Origin of the sequence: Neobacillus piezotolerans (assembly GCF_003362805.1) — a bacterium.
Taxonomy (GTDB): Bacteria; Bacillota; Bacilli; order Bacillales; family Cytobacillaceae; genus Bacillus_D; species Bacillus_D piezotolerans.
The window spans coordinates 110,703-126,303 of record NZ_QNQT01000006.1 but is presented as its reverse complement, the minus strand read 5'-3'; the positions used below and the strand labels follow the sequence as shown (position 1 = coordinate 126,303).

At 47.0% G+C, this 15,601-nt stretch carries 20 protein-coding genes; 7 read left to right on the top strand and 13 right to left on the bottom strand.

The window, feature by feature from the left end; translation table 11 throughout:
- Positions 1-136: 136 nt before the first annotated feature.
- Positions 137-493: a sporulation membrane protein YtrH gene (gene ytrH, locus DRW41_RS14375; RefSeq protein WP_439330875.1), complete on the top strand. Its 357-nt coding sequence runs from the start codon at positions 137-139 to the stop codon at positions 491-493.
- Positions 490-993, top strand: coding sequence for a sporulation membrane protein YtrI (gene ytrI / locus DRW41_RS14370; RefSeq protein WP_115452700.1), 504 nt, complete (start codon positions 490-492; stop codon positions 991-993). Before ytrH ends, ytrI begins: the two co-directional genes overlap by 4 nt.
- Positions 994-1,061: 68 nt before the next feature.
- Here the strand turns inward: ytrI and DRW41_RS14365 are convergent, their stop codons facing one another.
- A complete protein-coding gene (locus DRW41_RS14365; protein ID WP_115452699.1) occupies positions 1,062-1,994 on the bottom strand; it encodes a DHH family phosphoesterase in 933 nt (310 codons plus the stop codon).
- A gap of 113 nt (positions 1,995-2,107) precedes the next feature.
- Between DRW41_RS14365 and DRW41_RS14360 the strand changes: the two genes are divergently transcribed.
- Positions 2,108-2,407, top strand: coding sequence for a YtpI family protein (locus DRW41_RS14360; protein WP_115452698.1), 300 nt, complete (start codon positions 2,108-2,110; stop codon positions 2,405-2,407).
- 57 nt (positions 2,408-2,464) lie between these two features.
- On the opposite strand, the gene DRW41_RS14355 is transcribed toward DRW41_RS14360, so the two are convergent.
- The 3 genes from DRW41_RS14355 to DRW41_RS14345 form a co-directional block, all read right to left on the bottom strand.
- On the bottom strand, positions 2,465-3,784 hold the full coding sequence (locus DRW41_RS14355; RefSeq protein WP_115452697.1) for a CBS domain-containing protein: 1,320 nt from the start codon (positions 3,782-3,784) through the stop codon (positions 2,465-2,467).
- A gap of 116 nt (positions 3,785-3,900) precedes the next feature.
- The gene (locus DRW41_RS14350) at positions 3,901-4,140 is read right to left on the bottom strand and encodes a hypothetical protein (RefSeq protein WP_115452696.1); all 240 of its coding nucleotides are present in this window, start codon (positions 4,138-4,140) and stop codon (positions 3,901-3,903) included.
- A 77-nt stretch (positions 4,141-4,217) separates the two neighbouring features.
- Positions 4,218-4,898: a metal-dependent hydrolase gene (locus DRW41_RS14345; RefSeq protein WP_115452695.1), complete on the bottom strand. Its 681-nt coding sequence runs from the start codon at positions 4,896-4,898 to the stop codon at positions 4,218-4,220.
- A gap of 167 nt (positions 4,899-5,065) precedes the next feature.
- On the opposite strand from DRW41_RS14345, the gene DRW41_RS14340 reads away from it, so the two are divergent.
- On the top strand, positions 5,066-6,169 hold the full coding sequence (locus DRW41_RS14340; RefSeq protein WP_115452694.1) for a M24 family metallopeptidase: 1,104 nt from the start codon (positions 5,066-5,068) through the stop codon (positions 6,167-6,169).
- 109 nt (positions 6,170-6,278) lie between these two features.
- Here the strand turns inward: DRW41_RS14340 and ald are convergent, their stop codons facing one another.
- The 3 genes from ald to DRW41_RS23030 form a co-directional block, all read right to left on the bottom strand.
- A complete protein-coding gene (gene ald, locus DRW41_RS14335) occupies positions 6,279-7,400 on the bottom strand; it encodes an alanine dehydrogenase (RefSeq protein ID WP_115452693.1) in 1,122 nt (373 codons plus the stop codon).
- Positions 7,401-7,562: 162 nt separating this feature from the next.
- Entirely contained in the window at positions 7,563-7,763 is a 201-nt protein-coding gene (gene ymaG, locus DRW41_RS14330) for an inner spore coat protein YmaG (protein ID WP_245959451.1), read from the bottom strand.
- A 233-nt stretch (positions 7,764-7,996) separates the two neighbouring features.
- A complete protein-coding gene (locus DRW41_RS23030) occupies positions 7,997-8,164 on the bottom strand; it encodes a hypothetical protein (RefSeq protein ID WP_181884560.1) in 168 nt (55 codons plus the stop codon).
- A gap of 167 nt (positions 8,165-8,331) precedes the next feature.
- On the opposite strand from DRW41_RS23030, the gene DRW41_RS14325 reads away from it, so the two are divergent.
- Both DRW41_RS14325 and DRW41_RS14320 read left to right on the top strand, forming a co-directional pair.
- On the top strand, positions 8,332-8,784 hold the full coding sequence (locus tag DRW41_RS14325; protein WP_115452793.1) for a universal stress protein: 453 nt from the start codon (positions 8,332-8,334) through the stop codon (positions 8,782-8,784).
- A 20-nt stretch (positions 8,785-8,804) separates the two neighbouring features.
- On the top strand, positions 8,805-9,122 hold the full coding sequence (locus DRW41_RS14320) for a hypothetical protein (RefSeq protein ID WP_115452691.1): 318 nt from the start codon (positions 8,805-8,807) through the stop codon (positions 9,120-9,122).
- A 43-nt stretch (positions 9,123-9,165) separates the two neighbouring features.
- On the opposite strand, the gene DRW41_RS14315 is transcribed toward DRW41_RS14320, so the two are convergent.
- The 5 genes from DRW41_RS14315 to tpx form a co-directional block, all read right to left on the bottom strand.
- On the bottom strand, positions 9,166-9,681 hold the full coding sequence (locus DRW41_RS14315) for a MogA/MoaB family molybdenum cofactor biosynthesis protein (protein WP_115452690.1): 516 nt from the start codon (positions 9,679-9,681) through the stop codon (positions 9,166-9,168).
- A complete protein-coding gene (locus tag DRW41_RS14310; RefSeq protein ID WP_115452689.1) occupies positions 9,681-10,517 on the bottom strand; it encodes an EcsC family protein in 837 nt (278 codons plus the stop codon). Before DRW41_RS14310 ends, DRW41_RS14315 begins: the two co-directional genes overlap by 1 nt.
- A 478-nt stretch (positions 10,518-10,995) precedes the next feature.
- On the bottom strand, positions 10,996-12,189 hold the full coding sequence (locus tag DRW41_RS14305; protein ID WP_115452688.1) for an acetate kinase: 1,194 nt from the start codon (positions 12,187-12,189) through the stop codon (positions 10,996-10,998).
- A gap of 270 nt (positions 12,190-12,459) precedes the next feature.
- A complete protein-coding gene (locus tag DRW41_RS14300; RefSeq protein WP_115452687.1) occupies positions 12,460-13,443 on the bottom strand; it encodes a class I SAM-dependent methyltransferase in 984 nt (327 codons plus the stop codon).
- Positions 13,444-13,578: 135 nt separating this feature from the next.
- The gene (gene tpx, locus DRW41_RS14295; protein ID WP_115452686.1) at positions 13,579-14,079 is read right to left on the bottom strand and encodes a thiol peroxidase; all 501 of its coding nucleotides are present in this window, start codon (positions 14,077-14,079) and stop codon (positions 13,579-13,581) included.
- 180 nt (positions 14,080-14,259) lie between these two features.
- On the opposite strand from tpx, the gene DRW41_RS14290 reads away from it, so the two are divergent.
- Positions 14,260-15,030, top strand: coding sequence for a VOC family protein (locus DRW41_RS14290; RefSeq protein WP_115452792.1), 771 nt, complete (start codon positions 14,260-14,262; stop codon positions 15,028-15,030).
- A gap of 36 nt (positions 15,031-15,066) precedes the next feature.
- Here DRW41_RS14290 and ytfJ read toward each other — a convergent pair whose 3' ends face one another.
- On the bottom strand, positions 15,067-15,585 hold the full coding sequence (ytfJ, locus tag DRW41_RS14285; RefSeq protein ID WP_115452685.1) for a GerW family sporulation protein: 519 nt from the start codon (positions 15,583-15,585) through the stop codon (positions 15,067-15,069).
- Between the last annotated feature and the right edge of the window lie 16 nt (positions 15,586-15,601).

Here is a 15,601-nt window from a genome sequence, read left to right as displayed (position 1 = left end):
AGAGCTTCAGCATGGAAAAGAAAATATGTTCCCCTTTTTCATGCCTTCTATAAGGGAAACTCTCAGCACTGCGGATTTTCCCTATATTCATAAATCGGAATGTCTGTCCATAAGATTGAAATAGGAAGGCTATGTCATGAAAAGGGTTGATGCCATGAACCAGGCAGGATTCATTTCTTCTTTCATTGAAAGTTATTTTATCGCTCTGGGAGTCCTCCTTGGAGGGGCTTTAATCGGGGGAATCGCGGCCTTCCTTACAGGGCAGCCCGCTCTTACCGTGATATCGAGGCTATCCTCCTCTTTAAGGATTTGGGCCATCGTAGCCGCGATAGGAGGTACATTCGATCCCATCTATGAATTTGAAAAGGGAATTTTCGACGGCCAAACGAAAGATATCTTCAAACAAATTCTATTGATTTTATCCGCTTTAGGCGGAGCGCAGACCGGGGCTCTCCTTATTGAATGGTTTACCCAGGAGTTCATTTCTTCATGAGGGTCCCCGCCTTTTACAATGACAAGTCGTGGCAGCGATTTTTCGCGGGGATGGCCATCGGGGGCGTAATCAGCTGGCTTCTGTTCATTTATATGAATGGAGTCCTTCAGGAAAAACAGACATTGCTTATCCAGGAGCAGAAAGATACCATACAGGAATTGAGGGGCGACATCTTAATCTGGCAAGAGGAGTTCAAAAACCTGAACAAAGAAAACATCGGGCACCTTCTAGTCCAGCAAATAACGGTTAAAATAACAAACCATCAAAAATATGGGCTCGACCTTCTCAGCGTCCACGAGACAGAGGAAGCCGTCCTGGAAGATTTAAAGACACTAAAGGCAAAAGATATTGAAACCGTTTATAAAAACAGGGATTTAATAAAAAGGGTCATCGAAAACAGGTCTGTATCGCTGAACGGTAAAAAGTACAGGCTCGAGGTAAAAGAACTGGTATTTTTCACAAACATCACCATCGTCCTCCATCTAACCCTTGACGCGTGATAATTCCAGTAAAAAAACAAGGGCCGTCCAGCGTTTCAAACCGGTCGGCCCTTAAAAATCGAAAAAACCTATTCGCATGCTTTATTCATTTCACGGATGACATCATCCATCTCATTCCACGAAAAAATCGACGCCCCTGCCGCTAGCGGATGCCCACCACCGTGGAACTTCCTAGCCACCCCGTTGATGACCGGACCTTTCGACCTTAGCCGAACCCTTATCTGGTCATCCTCTTCAATGAAAAATACCCATGCTTTTATTCCTTTTACATTTCCAAGCTCGCTGACAAGAAGTGAAGCCTCGGATGGAAGCGCGCCATGTTCCTGAAGGAGTTCTTTTGTCAAAATAACGGATGCGACCCCGTTTTCCCGCATTTCAAAGTTTTGCAGGATAAATCCATTCAGCTTAATGATATTCGGGCTCAGTTCGTACATCTTGTCATACAGATCGGTCCTTGAGAAATTGTAATGGATCAATTCGCCCGCGTACGCAAAGGTTTTGTCGGTTGTGCTCGGGTAGAGGAATCTTCCTGTATCCCCGACAATCCCCGCATACAAAAGCCTTGCAGCTTCATCGTTCAGGACAAGGCCGCGTTCCCTTCCGGAAAGGTACAGTTCATATATCATTTCGCTCGTCGAACTTGCGGTTGTATCCACCCACATTACATCTCCGTAAGGATCCTCATTCGGATGATGGTCGATTTTAATCAATGTTTTCCCCAGCCTGTACCTTTCATCGCATACCCTTTCCGTATTGGCGGTATCACAGACGATGACAAGGGCCCCCTCGTAGGCGCTGTCGGGGATTTTATCCATTTCACAGAGGTAAGAGAGGGTGTCCTCATCCTTGCCGACTGAATATACAGCCTTTCCGGGAAAGGAAGCACGTAATATTTCAGCAAGCCCGCATTGTGAACCGTATGCATCCGGATCGGGCCTGACATGCCTATGGATGATGATTGTTCCATGCTGTTCAATCGCATCAAAAATTTTGTTTTCCATAAATGGTCTCCTTAAAATCAGATGATTACAAACAAAATAATACCAGGATTGTGGCATTTGTCGTCGTTTCCGGCTACAATTGAAATCGTAGTAGAAAGAGGGGGTTCTTCCAAATGCCAATACTTGTAACCATTATCGTATTTTCCCTGGCCTTTTACGTGTTCTATAAAATAAAATATGTAAGGAGCAACAAACCCGTCGAGCGCAAGTGGATTTCCTCGAAATCCGGGATTGCTCTTGGATTGTTTGTGCTCGCTTTTGGCATCAACCAGTTGTATATCTACCAGTCCAAGGTGTCTTTCATCATCGCCGCCGTTTTTGTCCTTCTTGGCGGAATCAATATTTGGTCGGGAATAAAGGCATACAAGTTTTATTTGCCATATGCGATTGAAGAGGCGGAAGGCAAAAACTGAGTCCAAAGCCATTTTTTAAAACTGCGCCTGAAGGAGGCGCAGTTTTTTTCTTAGCGGTTATTGCCGATCAATCAGCTGGCACATCATCATGGCTTTCCCGACCATCAATCCATCGCTGAACGCTTCGACATCCACTTTCCCGAACTTGCGGCCGACTTCAAGCACCTTCGGATAAATTTCCAGGATGCTGTCGATCTGTACCGGCTTCAGGAAGTAAATGGTCATGTTTTCCACTACAAGGTCCCCTTTTTTATAGCCTCTTAAAATCCGGCTTGCCGCTTCTGCGACAACCGTCGTAAAAACTCCATAGGAAACGGTCCCAAGGTGGTTTGTCATTTGCGGGGAAACTTCAATTTTATAAAAATCTTCGCCTTTTGTTTTCCCTTGGGTAAGAAGCATTTGGCTTGTAACGATGTCATCAATCGTTTCACCCACCTGAGGCTGCCTCTGGACCATCTGGAGGGCTTTCAGGACATCCTGGCGGCTGATGATGCCTTCAAGCCGGTTTGAGTCATCCACTACAGGCAATAGCTCGATGCCTTCCCAGACCATCATATGCGAGGCGGACGCAACGCTCGTTTTGCCGCCGACAGTCATTGGATGCCTCGTCATTACCCTGTCTATCTGTGTATCCATTTCCTGGCCCAGTATATCTTTTGAAGTAACGATCCCCTGTACTTTCATGCCCTGGTCGACTACCGGATAGCGACCGTGTTTAGTCTCGCGGTTGTTTGAGTGCCACTGGCTGACCGTATCCGATGTCCTGAGGTAAACTGTCTTTTCCAAAGGGGTCAGGATGTCCTCGACAAGGATAATTTCTTTTTTGATAAGCTGGTCATAAATCGCCCTGTTGATCATCGTTGCGACTGTAAAGGTATCATAGCTTGTCGATATAATCGGAAGCTGCAGTTTGTCGGCAAGCTTCTTTACATGCTCTTCCGTATCGAAGCCTCCGGTTATCAGCACGGCTGCCCCCGCTTTCAGCGCGTACTCATGCGCCTTTGTCCGGTTTCCGATTATGAGGAGATTGCCCGCGCCCGTATATCTCATCATCGCGTCCAGTTTCATTGCGCCAATCAGGAATTTATTCAACGTTTTATGGAGGCCCGCTTTACCGCCAATCACCTGGCCCTCCACGATATTGACAATTTCCGCATATGTCAGTTTTTCAATATTTTCTTTTTTCTTCCGTTCAATCCGGATGGTCCCTACCCTTTCAATGGTACTGACATATCCTTTGTTTTCAGCATCTTTTATCGCCCTGTAGGCGGTCCCTTCACTCACATTCATCGCCTTGGCGATCTGGCGCACGGAAATTTTATCCCCAATGGTAAGCTCATCTATATACTGCAGAATTTGTTCGTGCTTTGTTGCCAAGACCTTCACCCTTTATCCTATCCCCGCTATCAATTAAGGACGTCATTTTATTTTTATTATAAGGTTAAAAAATGCCCGATTCAATGCAGGATAGCCGAAAAGCGGTGCAAAGGCAGTCAATAGCGGGAACGCATCCTCTTTTTTTGCCCTGGCATACGCGCGGGACGCGGCCCGGCTGCCTCTTTTGCCCGAATCGTGCCCGCTAAATTTCCGCCAAGCACCAGGAGGGCCAGCACCGTCCATGATGCCGTGAATATTCCTCCGGCGCCGCCAAATTCAAACGGTAGCCTTGGCCCCGCGTAATAGATGAGGAAGATTGCCAGTAAAAAGCAAAGCATGTACCTATTTTTTGCCACAGTTTTTCCCCCCTTACATAAGCTTGTTCCATTTTATGCGCGTAGGAAGGGAAAATGTCCTCAAACGGGTTAGGCCATCACACTTCTATTGAATCACCCGGGTCCAATACCTTACCGTTTCCGGCTTCGAGCATTTCAATAAAGGAGTGGGGGTCCTGTTTAATTAGCGGGAATGTATTGTAATGCATCGGTATTACCATTTTTGCATTGAGGAGCTTCGCCGCGTAGGCCGCATCTTCCGGCCCCATTGTAAAATTATCGCCAATAGGCAGAAAGGCCACATCGATAGGATGACGTTCGCCAATCAATTTCATATCGGAAAACAGCCCGGTATCCCCTGCGTGATAAACCGTTTTGCCCTCGGCCATCAACAGGATCCCAGCTGGCATGCCGCAATAGATCAGCTGTTTATCAGGGGTTTCATAACTGGAGCCGTGGAATGCCTGGGTGAGTTTTACTCTCCCAAAGTCAAATTGGTAGGACCCTCCGATGTGCATCGCATGGGTCTTGACGCCCTGCCAGCCGAGGAAATCGGAAATTTCAGCATTTGCTATGACGAGGGAATTATTTCTTTTCGCCAAGCTGACCGTATCCCCTACATGATCATTGTGCCCGTGGGATAGGATGATCACGTCCGGGCTTTCATTTTCTGCCTTCAAATCGGTAAGCCTATTCCCATTAATAAAAGGGTCTATTAAAATCGTTTTCCCCCCGGTAATGATTTTGACGACAGAGTGTCCATGATAGGATATTTTCATTTTACAATCCCCTTCCCATAAAAGTATTTACTTAATAGGTTCCATTCTTTTTTTATATTTCCTGCCATGCTATACTTTTAACATCATTTTAATGCGAATAACCTATATCAGCGTCCCATTATTGATATAATAAGACTGTTTCCAAACACATTGCGAGGGGGATTCGAATGAACGAAAGATTGAAGAAACTTTCTTCCTGGATGAAGGAAAACGGCATAGATGTATGTTTTTTGACTTCTCCGGATAACGTATTTTATTTGAGCGGCTATTTTACGGACCCACATGAGCGCCTTTTGGGCCTTGCGGTTTTCCAGGATGAGGAGCCGTTCCTTGTCCTGCCGGCCATGGAAAAAAATGATGCCCTCCAATCCGGATGGGCCCACGAAATCATCGGTTTCACGGACACTGAAAACCCTTGGGAAATGGTACATACCGCAGCCGCGAAGCGCCTACAAAAAAACGCTTCGAAAGTCGCAATCGAAAAAGAGCATTTGAATGTGGAGCGCTATGAGGAGCTCATGAAGCTTTTCCCTGACGCCAAACAGTTTGTTTCGGCTGAAGAAAAAATGCGGTCGTTGAGGCTTGTAAAGGACGAAAATGAACTAAAGGCACTGCGGGAAGCGGCCGCATTGGCGGACTACGCGATTGAAGTCGGGGCAAGTGAGATCAGCGAAGGAAAAAGCGAACTCGAAGTCCTCGCTGCCATCGAGTTTGAACTCAAGAAAAAAGGCGTCAGCCAAATGTCCTTCAGCACGATGGTACTGGCCGGCCAAAATGCCGCCTCACCACATGGAAATCCAGGTCAGACTAAAATCAAAAAAGGAGATTTTGTCCTGTTTGACCTGGGAGTCGTCGTAGACAGATACTGCTCCGATATTACCCGCACACTTGCTTACGGGGATGTCAGCGACAAGCAAAAAGAAATTTACGATACGGTCCTAAAAGCCCAGCTGGCTGCAATTGAAGCAGGAAAGCCCGGAACGCCTTGTTCCGCTGTTGACCTTGCCGCAAGGAGCGTTATTACAGAGGCAGGTTATGGCGAATATTTCCCGCATCGCCTCGGGCACGGACTTGGAATCAACATCCATGAATACCCGTCAGTAACTGAAACGAATCCTTTAAAGCTGGAAGAAGGAATGGTCTTCACAATCGAACCGGGCATTTATGTTCCGGGCGTCGCCGGCGTAAGGATTGAGGATGATGTCCACGTAACAGCGTCAGGGCTTGAAATTTTGACAAAGTATCCGAAGGAACTTCAGATCATAAAATAAAGCTTCCAATATAGGAAAAGCAGGCTACCGCGTGACGGTATGCCTGCTTTTTAATTAGTATGAGCCATTAAAGTTTCCTGGCTTAAGCGCGGGACGGAGTTTGTGTTTCCTATTCCTGTCCAAGCAATTCCTTCGCGCTTACGTATTCAAGCCCTTGTGCTTCGGCTACCGCTTTATAGGTAACATGGCCATGAAGGGTGTTGATTCCTTTCAGGAGGGCCTCATTATCAAGACAGGCCTGCCTGTAGCCTTTGTTGGCGATTTGGATTGCGTAAGGGACGGTTCCGTTCGTAAGTGCGATCGTCGATGTCCTCGGCACCGCACCTGGCATATTCGCAACAGCATAATGGACGACTCCATGCTTGATATATGTTGGATTGTCGTGGGTGGTAATCCGGTCGGTCGTTTCGAAAATGCCTCCCTGGTCAATGGCGATATCGACGACGACGCTGCCAGGAGTCATCGATTCGATCATCTCTTCTGTGACAAGCTTAGGGGCCTTCGCGCCCGGAATCAGGACGGCTCCGATAACAAGATCGGATTCCTTTACAGCTTCCGCGATATTATACGGATTGGACATAAGTGTTGTGATGTCCGAACCGAAAATATCATCGAGCTGGCGAAGCCTTTCCGGATTTAAATCGATGATTGTAACTTTCGCTCCGAGGCCGATCGCCATCTTAGCAGCGTTCGTTCCTGCAACACCGCCTCCTACAATCGTTACAGTACCTCTTTGGACTCCAGGAACGCCAGATAGCAGGATTCCTTTACCGCCGTGGACTTTTTCCAGGAATTGCGCGCCAATTTGCGCTGCCATCCTCCCGGCTACCTCACTCATCGGCGTAAGGAGCGGAAGGCCGCCATTTGGCAGCTGAACGGTTTCATACGCAATTCCGACAACCTTCTTTTCCATCATCGCCTTCGTCAATTCAGGCTCAGGTGCAAGGTGAAGATACGTAAACAGGATTAAACCTTCATAGAAGTATTTAAACTCTTCCGGAAGAGGTTCCTTTACCTTCATGACCATATCCTTGTCCCAAGCTTCCGCAGCCGTTTTGACAATGCTCGCGCCGGCCGTCTCGTAATCTTCATCCGTAAAGCCCGAACCAAGCCCGGCCCCGGACTGAATATAAACTTCATGGCCGAAATTGAGCAGGTTTACAACACCGGCAGGCGTCATAGCGACACGGTTCTCATTATTTTTTATTTCCGCTGGTACCCCAATCCTCATGATTCAATGCCTCCCACAAAATATGTACTGTTATGCAAGCACTTTCATTTTACCAAAATAAACTATCAACGGAAACAATTAATCTACATTCCGGCAATCTGGGCCAAACAGCCAAGGAGGCGCGGGCATAAGCCCGGCGCCCCGATTGATTCACATATTATTTTACCAGAAGTAAGGGTAACCAAATCCCCCGTAAAAAGGATATCCATATCCGTATAAAAATGGACTAATTAGCGCTCCGGCTGCAAGGCCCCCAAGAAGGCCGCCTACGAAAGGACCACCAAAGCCCCAGCCCCACGGCCTGCCAAAACCGAAGCCCCAAGGCCTCCCAAAGCCGAATCGCTCGTCATTCGGGCCGATCATATTGTGGTTTGTAAAATGAACAGGCTGTCCACCCGCAAATTGATACTCGTTGTACAAGGTAATTCCTCCTCTGTAATTTTTAAATACACTAAAGGATATGCGTCGAAAGGAGGAGGGTCTTGGGTTATTGCCCCGCTATTATAAATTTCCTGGGTAAACAGTCCAAACTTGCACGCAGGAAATGGGGGTTATACGGAGTACCGTTCAGATATCCGGATGTCCACAACGCCTCGTTATTCGAGATCCCCTCTCATAACCGGATATTCGTCTGTTCGTTCCCGTGCCTCCTCTTCCCCCATGAAACCGCTGTTATAGGCATCCATGATTTGGGCGCTTACTTCCTGAATCCCTTTTTCCTCATAGCTATAAGCTGGACGCTGTTCCTGATTTTTCTTTTGCATTCCGCACCATTCCTATTCTTGTTTTATTTTAAAGATACAGAGCTGTCTAACAAATAATATTTTTTCATAGGGATGGTCCTTCTATGCCGCCACTTTTCATGTATAATTTGGGTAAAAGGCTAACTGGCACCTATTTGTTTAAATTTCTTTTGACAGGGGGAAAGGCAATGGGGACCAATTATCAAAAAATTATGGTAGCGGTTGACTGGTCAAAGGAAGCGGAACTAGCGTTCAGGAAAGCACTAGGCATAGCCGACAGGAACCAGGCATCACTCCTGCTCGTCCATGTCATTGATACTAGGACATTCGCGATTGTCGAAGCATACGACCAGGCCATTGCGGACCGTGCTGACCAATACGCCCTTGATTTGCTAGAAAAATATAGGCAACAGGCACTGGACAGCGGATTGTCGGATGTTTCTTTTCTTGTTGAATTTGGTTCCCCAAAGTTAATGATTCCAAAAGAAATCGCGAGAAAGCATAACATCGATTTAATTATTTGCGGCGCAACGGGACTTAACGCGGTTGAAAGGTTTTTAATCGGCAGCGTTTCAGAACATATTAGCCGGCACGCGCCATGTGATGTGCTTGTTGTCAGATCTGAAAAAGAGTTTACGTGAGGGAAAGTGGAGGAAATAGCATGGAACAATTTTTTTCATATGATAGCCGCCTTGGCATTCCGATACCCGATATGGAGAAGAGCCTTGATAAATACAGCCCGGAGATTCAAGAGAAAATTCTATTTTCATGGGAACAGATCCGCGGTTCGATTCCTGACCGGATCAAGGAACTAGAGCATTCCATAAACGAAAAGCAGGCCGCGCTATCCAATGAAAGCAACTTCGAGAAGTCTTGTGAATTAAACACTGAAATTGCCGGGCTTGCGTCGATTATCAACGATTTGTGGCTATGGTACAGGGCTACAGACGCTGTTGTGGAAGAAAAAATGCATACTTAAAGAAAAACTCCCGCGCAATTCATCGGGAGCTTTCTTCTTTCATTTAAGCGAGGTCTTTTTTAAGCTCCCTGACGACATGTCCGATTTCCGGAAGGATCAGTTTGTTCATGGCGAGCTTAACAGCGCCTGATGAACCCGGGATGGAAAAGACCGCCCGATTGTTGACAACTCCCGCGGCTGCCCGGGAAAGGATTGCAGCTGAGCCGATATCTTCCTGGTAGCTCAGCATCCTGAACAGTTCCCCGAACCCGGTAATCTCCTTGTCAAAAAGCTTCTTGACGGTTTCGATTGTGACATCCCTAACAGCAATCCCAGTACCGCCATTGGTAAGGACAACATCGATCTCCGGGTCGGCGCAGCCGCTAAGGACCTCCGCCTTGATCAGCTCCCCTTCATCCTTTACAATGGCGTAACCCGCCACTTTATGACCATTGGATTCTAGGAGGGACATAATCAACTGCCCGCTTTTGTCGGTGTTCTCATCCCTTGTGTCACTGACAGTAATGACTTTGCATGAAACATACCGTGGCGCTTCCTTTTTATGCTCCTGAACACTCATTAACGTTCCTCCCTGTCCATTAAATAACGGAGCCTGTAATAGTTATGTGAAAAATCGGTCACCCTTCTTGTAAGCTGATAGTTTGCACCGGCGCCGATCGCCATGCTTACGAGCGGGATGCCTTGGACCATTCTTTTTCTGAAAAGGGTAATGAAGGCACCCTTAAAAACCTGCCTCATAGGCATTTCCAGCCAGGATGGATCTGTCAGTTGATCATTCCCTTCATAGAAATACCTGTCCCGTTCCCCCTTTAAATCCTCTAAAAGCTGATTCCAGCTTTCTCCCTGCAGCCTTGGAGGCAATGTCGCGGTATGGAAAACCTTTAGGGATGTCATCATCTCGAATGGAGTATTCACTTCATAACCATACGTCATCGCCAAAAGCTGTACCGCGCGGAGATTGATTACTGCCATGGCTGGTAGGTCTGCTCCTAACAGAAGCGCTCCCCCCGTACCCGCCATACCGCCCTGGGCAAAAGAATAGAGCCTGTGCCTTGCAATCTGTTGCTGGGCAATATAATTTAACTGGTCTATTTCCAAATGCTTCATGTCTTCAATTCTTCCAACCCCGCTGTCGAAGACCCTCGCGGCAGCTAGAATTCTCTCCTTCGCGTCCAACTGGAATTGGGCGCCCTGAATCATAGCATTCAGATGGAATAGCCAATTGTCAACAACAGCGAAGAACTGGCTGCGCGCTTCTTCAGGAAGCATTGAAAAACCAGACTCCAAATACTTTTCGTACGTAAGCTGAAGGTCATTCGGTTCGTAGTCGAGAAGCTTCTTTTCCCAATCCTTGATCTCGGCAAGGACAGTCATTTCCCTGTCTGTCAGCGGCATGGATGGCCCTCCTATCGAAAACTTTCCTACAGTATAGCATAAGTTGGTAATTTAAAAGATATCGGAAACTTACAGGCAGATATATCTGTTATCCGATACGTCCAACATGCCTTGGTCCCGTTCGGCCTAATCCTAATTCTAATTTTGATTGACATTCTTTTGGATTTGATTCGGCCATTGTCACTCAGCCGAGTTTGAAAAGAAAACTAAATCGGATTTTCTCCTGCGGTTGTCACATATCCGGGCTTATTCTGACAACCCTGCCCGATTTTCGCCTGTGGCTTGTTAGATATCCGGGCTCATTCTGACTACCCTGCCCGATTTTCACCTGTGGTTGTCACTAAAGACTTTGTGTGCCAACTTTCCGGGCTTCGGACATCTTTGTCACTCACCAGGCAGCCGGACTTCCCGCCTAATCTGAGTCTCCAAGAAAAAAAGCCGCACCCCCTTTAGAGGTACAGCCAACTTTCGCTAATATTTACTGGATATTCCCAAGTCGCATGACATCCCTGGCGATCATAACTTCCTCATTCGTAGGGATGACCATTACTTTTACAGGTGAATATGGGTAATTGATAAATGCCTCCTGGCCGCGGACCTTGTTCAGGGCCGGATCCCAATAAACGCCCATAAACTCGAGGCCTTTAAGGACCCTCGCCCTGATTGCTTCGCTATTCTCTCCAATGCCCGCGGTAAAGATAATGGCATCGACCCCGGACATCCGTGCCGAATAAGAACCAATATATTTATGGATCCTGCCAGCGAATACTTCCAGAGCGAGCTCAGCCCTTGGGTTCCCTTCCGCCGCCTGGGTCTCGATGTCCCGGAGGTCGCTCGAAAACCCTGATACGCCGAGCATCCCGCTTTTCTTATTCAGTACCTCAAGAACTTCATCCGCAGACATCCCTGTCTTCTCCATAATAAATGGAATCAGCGCAGGGTCGATATTCCCGGAACGCGTCCCCATTGTAACCCCGGCAAGCGGCGTAAAGCCCATTGAGGTATCAAGTGATTTGCCTCGGTCGATTGCCGCGATGCTCGCTCCGTTTCCGAGATGGCATGATAGAAGCCTCAACTGTTCCACCGGGCGGCCAAGCAGTTCGGCGGCCCTTCTAGATACGTATTTGTGCGAGGTTCCATGGAAACCATATTTCCTGATTCCATATGTTTTATAATAATCATATGGAAGGCTGTAAAGGAAAGAACTTTCAGGCATTGTTTGGTGGAAGGCCGTATCAAATACGGCAACCGCAGGAACATCTGGCAGAACCCTCTGGAACGCGAGGATGCCTGTAATGTTCGCCGGATTATGCAAAGGCGCCAATTCCGATAATTCTTCGATTTTCCGAAGGACATCTTCATTAATAAGTGCTGAATCGCTGAACTCTTCCCCTCCGTGCACGACACGGTGGCCAATCCCGGATATTTCGTTAAGCGAGGTTATTGCTCCTGTGGAAGTCAGCTTGTCCAACAATAGTTTTACAGCTGTTTCGTGCTCGGGAATGTTTGTTGTTTCCTTTAATTTTTCACCTGAAACTTCCATGGTGAAAAGTGAATCGCCAAGGCCGATTCTTTCGATAATGCCTTTTGTTATGACTTTTTCACTTGGCATATCGAGCAACTGAAACTTCAATGATGAACTTCCCGCATTTATTGCTAATATTTTGGGCATTTTCCAACCTCTCCTTTGATGACAGTTATTGCCTGCAGGAATTCCGGGCGCGATACGAAGGTCGATTTTGGTCTTTCAGCTATGATTAGCCGGAGCCTGCAAATAGACAACTGGATATATCTCGATTTCAGTTTACCCACTTCATAGATGACATTTCAACATATATGGGCAAATAGTAAAGTTTGCGGGAAATGTCCATATATTCAGGCAGTTTGCACAATTCATAAAAAGAGCAAAAGCATTTTCAATGAAAAGCTTCTGCTCTTTTTATCATTTATTATCAGCAATCCATCCGTTGATTTGGGAAAGGATTTTCTCCGTGCCAGCCTGATTTGAAAGGGAAGGCAGTTCGGCAAGCAACGCTTGTTTTGGCGGTTTCACCCCTTCACCAGCCTTTTGCAGGATTAAAATGCTTTTGGCCGCCTGGCTGGATTTAAACAATGAAAGGGGCAATTGCAGAATTCCCTGTATGTGGGCATTTTTTTTCAAAAACTCACGGAGTTTCGGAGCTTCCGGACTCTCGAATAAGCCATTCGGAATAATAAAAAAGAGGTAGCCCCCCGGCTTTGTCAGTTTCATGCTTTGTTCAATGAATAGATGATGTGAATACGAATGTCCTTCCGATGCTGCCAATTCATAATCGGCCGCCCTGATATCATCTGGATAATAGCCTACAGGCAGGTCGGAAACAACCACATCGACAGGCTCGATAAAAACCTGTTGAAGGCTGTCCTGGTTGAAAAGCTGGATTGAGTGCTCCTGCAGGTTTGCATTCACATAAGCTAGCTTGATCAGGACATCATCAATCTCGAGGCCAGCTGCTTCAATTTGCTTCTGTACTTGGTGATTGATCACTGTCGCGAGCAAATTGCCTGTTCCGACTGCCGGGTCAAGGATCCTGACTGCTGGTTTCCCGACAAATTTCAGGACCAGGTACCCAATCAGCATTCCGACAGAATCAGGGGTCATTTGATGATGCGGCTGGACGTTTTCCTTCATCCCTTTTAAAATGGCAAGCTGAAAGGCCTTCCTGATTTCTTCTTTCGAAAAGGCATCCAGTTTGATTGCCTCGTAACTTTTCTTAAGCCGTTTGGCGTTCAATTCACTGATTTCATCCTGCAAAACTGTGCCATGGAAAAGGTTTTCCCCTGTTTCGGCAAGGGCTTCCAGGTAGGAGCAGGAAAGTTCATCCTGAATGATGGTAGTGGTTTCGTTAAAAACAGTAAACAAACGTTCTACCGGAGATGGTTTCATATCTTCGTTCCTCCGTCGGGTCAATTCTCTTTTCCCATTTTAGCTTCTTTTGTTGCGCGCCACAAGTTTGATGAAACAGCGGCCATCTTTATTTAGAAAAAGCAAAGCCCCGGGAAGCCCGGGGCCGAGTTACTTTTATTCAGCTTTTTTAGCAGCTTCGAGGGCCGCTTCGTAATCCGGATGGTTTGTTGCTTCGCTTACATATTCCGCGTAGGTGACCGTGTCATTTGAATCAACAACGAATACCGCGCGGGCAAGGAGCCTTAATTCCTGGATGGCAACGCCAAATGCTTCACCGAATGAAAGGTCGCGGTGGTCTGAAAGCGTCTGCACATTCTCGATGCCATTCGCCCCGCACCAGCGTTTCTGCGCGAAAGGAAGATCTACGCTGACAGTGAGTACTTTTACGTTTCCAAGTCCGGAAGCTTCTTCATTAAAACGGCGAGTCTGTGCGTCGCATACTCCCGTATCAAGTGAAGGAACGACAGAAATAAGCCTTACCTGCCCTTTCGAATCTTCAAGTGTCACTTCTGATAAGTCGTTAGCAAGGACAGTGAATGTAGGTGCTTTATCCCCCACCTTCACTTCATTGCCTAGAAGCGTTACTGGATTGCCTTTAAATGTAATGGATGCCATTCCCAATTTCCTCCTTTGTCCAACTATGTACAGTGTAAATATAACTTTTTGCATATGCTTTTGCAAAGGATATACACTGCAAAGTTGTCTCGGAAAATTAGCGTGGGATTCAGAATTTTTTCCTTTCGGGGAAATAGGTTGTATGATTTTATTGAAGCAAATGAAATGGGAGGCGAAACTATGCCGGAACTTAAATTGGATCATATAGTCCATTATGTCAATGATTTGGGTGCTGGCATCCAGTTATTTACGGACGCGGGGCTGGATGCGTTCAGGGGAGGCTCCCACACGAGGTGGGGGACGCACAATGCTCTTTGCTACTTTGGACTGTTTTATGTAGAATTGCTCGGGATTGAAAGGCCAGAATATGCGAAGAACCCTGAAGAACCGAACCTGCTGGTCGAGGACGCAGTGAAATTCCTGCCCGGTCGGGAAACTTTCGGCAGGATTGCCTTCAGGACCCAAAATATTGAAGAACTCGCGGCCTCACTCGCTTCAAAAGGCGCGGCTGTTACCCCCATTAAAGATGGTAAGCGCCTAAATGCCCAAGGCCAATTAATTGAGTGGCGCATGATGATGATTGAGGGGAATATCAATGGCCTCGTATTTCCGTTTATCATCCAATGGAAAGTGGACGACCAAGAACGCTTCCGTGCAATGTCCGAAGCGGGGATTATCAAACCCCATCCCGCCGGAAATGTGAAATTTGGCAGTGCGGTGTTCGAGGTATCCGATCCGTCGGAAACAGCACTAAGGTGGAGCGAATTATTCGGCTTCCCCGCCGAAATCAAAAGTGGCGGAGATTCAGCGGTATTGACGGTTGATGGGAAACCTCTCATTTTCGCCAAAGGGACGAAAAATAACCTCTCCCGCATCGTTTTTAAAACAGAAGCGCCAGGATTAAAAGGGACAACCCTTCATATTGGCGAAGGCGAATATGGATTTGAATAGGAAAAAGGACAAGAGCCTGCTTGTCCTTTTTCCTATTCATATATCAAAATCAGCGCTGTCCTGTTTCTTTTTTTGCTCGCCGTCCTGGTCTTCATTGCCCTTGCTGCCTTTTTTATTTGTGTCCTTGCCGCTGTCTTTGTTCTTTTTATCCTGTCCGCCCCCGGACGATTGGGACATTTTTGAGATCATTTGCTGGACTTTGTCTACCGCCTGCGGAGCTGTTTCGAGAATCCGTTCAAGCAGATGGGTGTTCTCATCGAGATGGAGCATTTTTACTCCCTGCGAATTAACAATCAAAAATGCGATCGGGGTAATGGAAACCCCTCCTCCGCTCCCTCCGCCAAAAGGGTGCTTTCCTCCCGAATCCTGTCCGCTCCCATTGCTTCCGAATTCAGTCCCCCCTGCCGCAAAGCCAAAACCTACTTTTGAAACTGTTAGAATGACGCTTCCATCCGGCGTTTCAACTGGATCGCCAATAATCGTGTTCACGTCAATCATTTCCTTTAGGCTCTCCATCGCCGTCGTCATCAATCCCTGGATTGGATGGTCAGACATACTTTCGCTCCTCCTT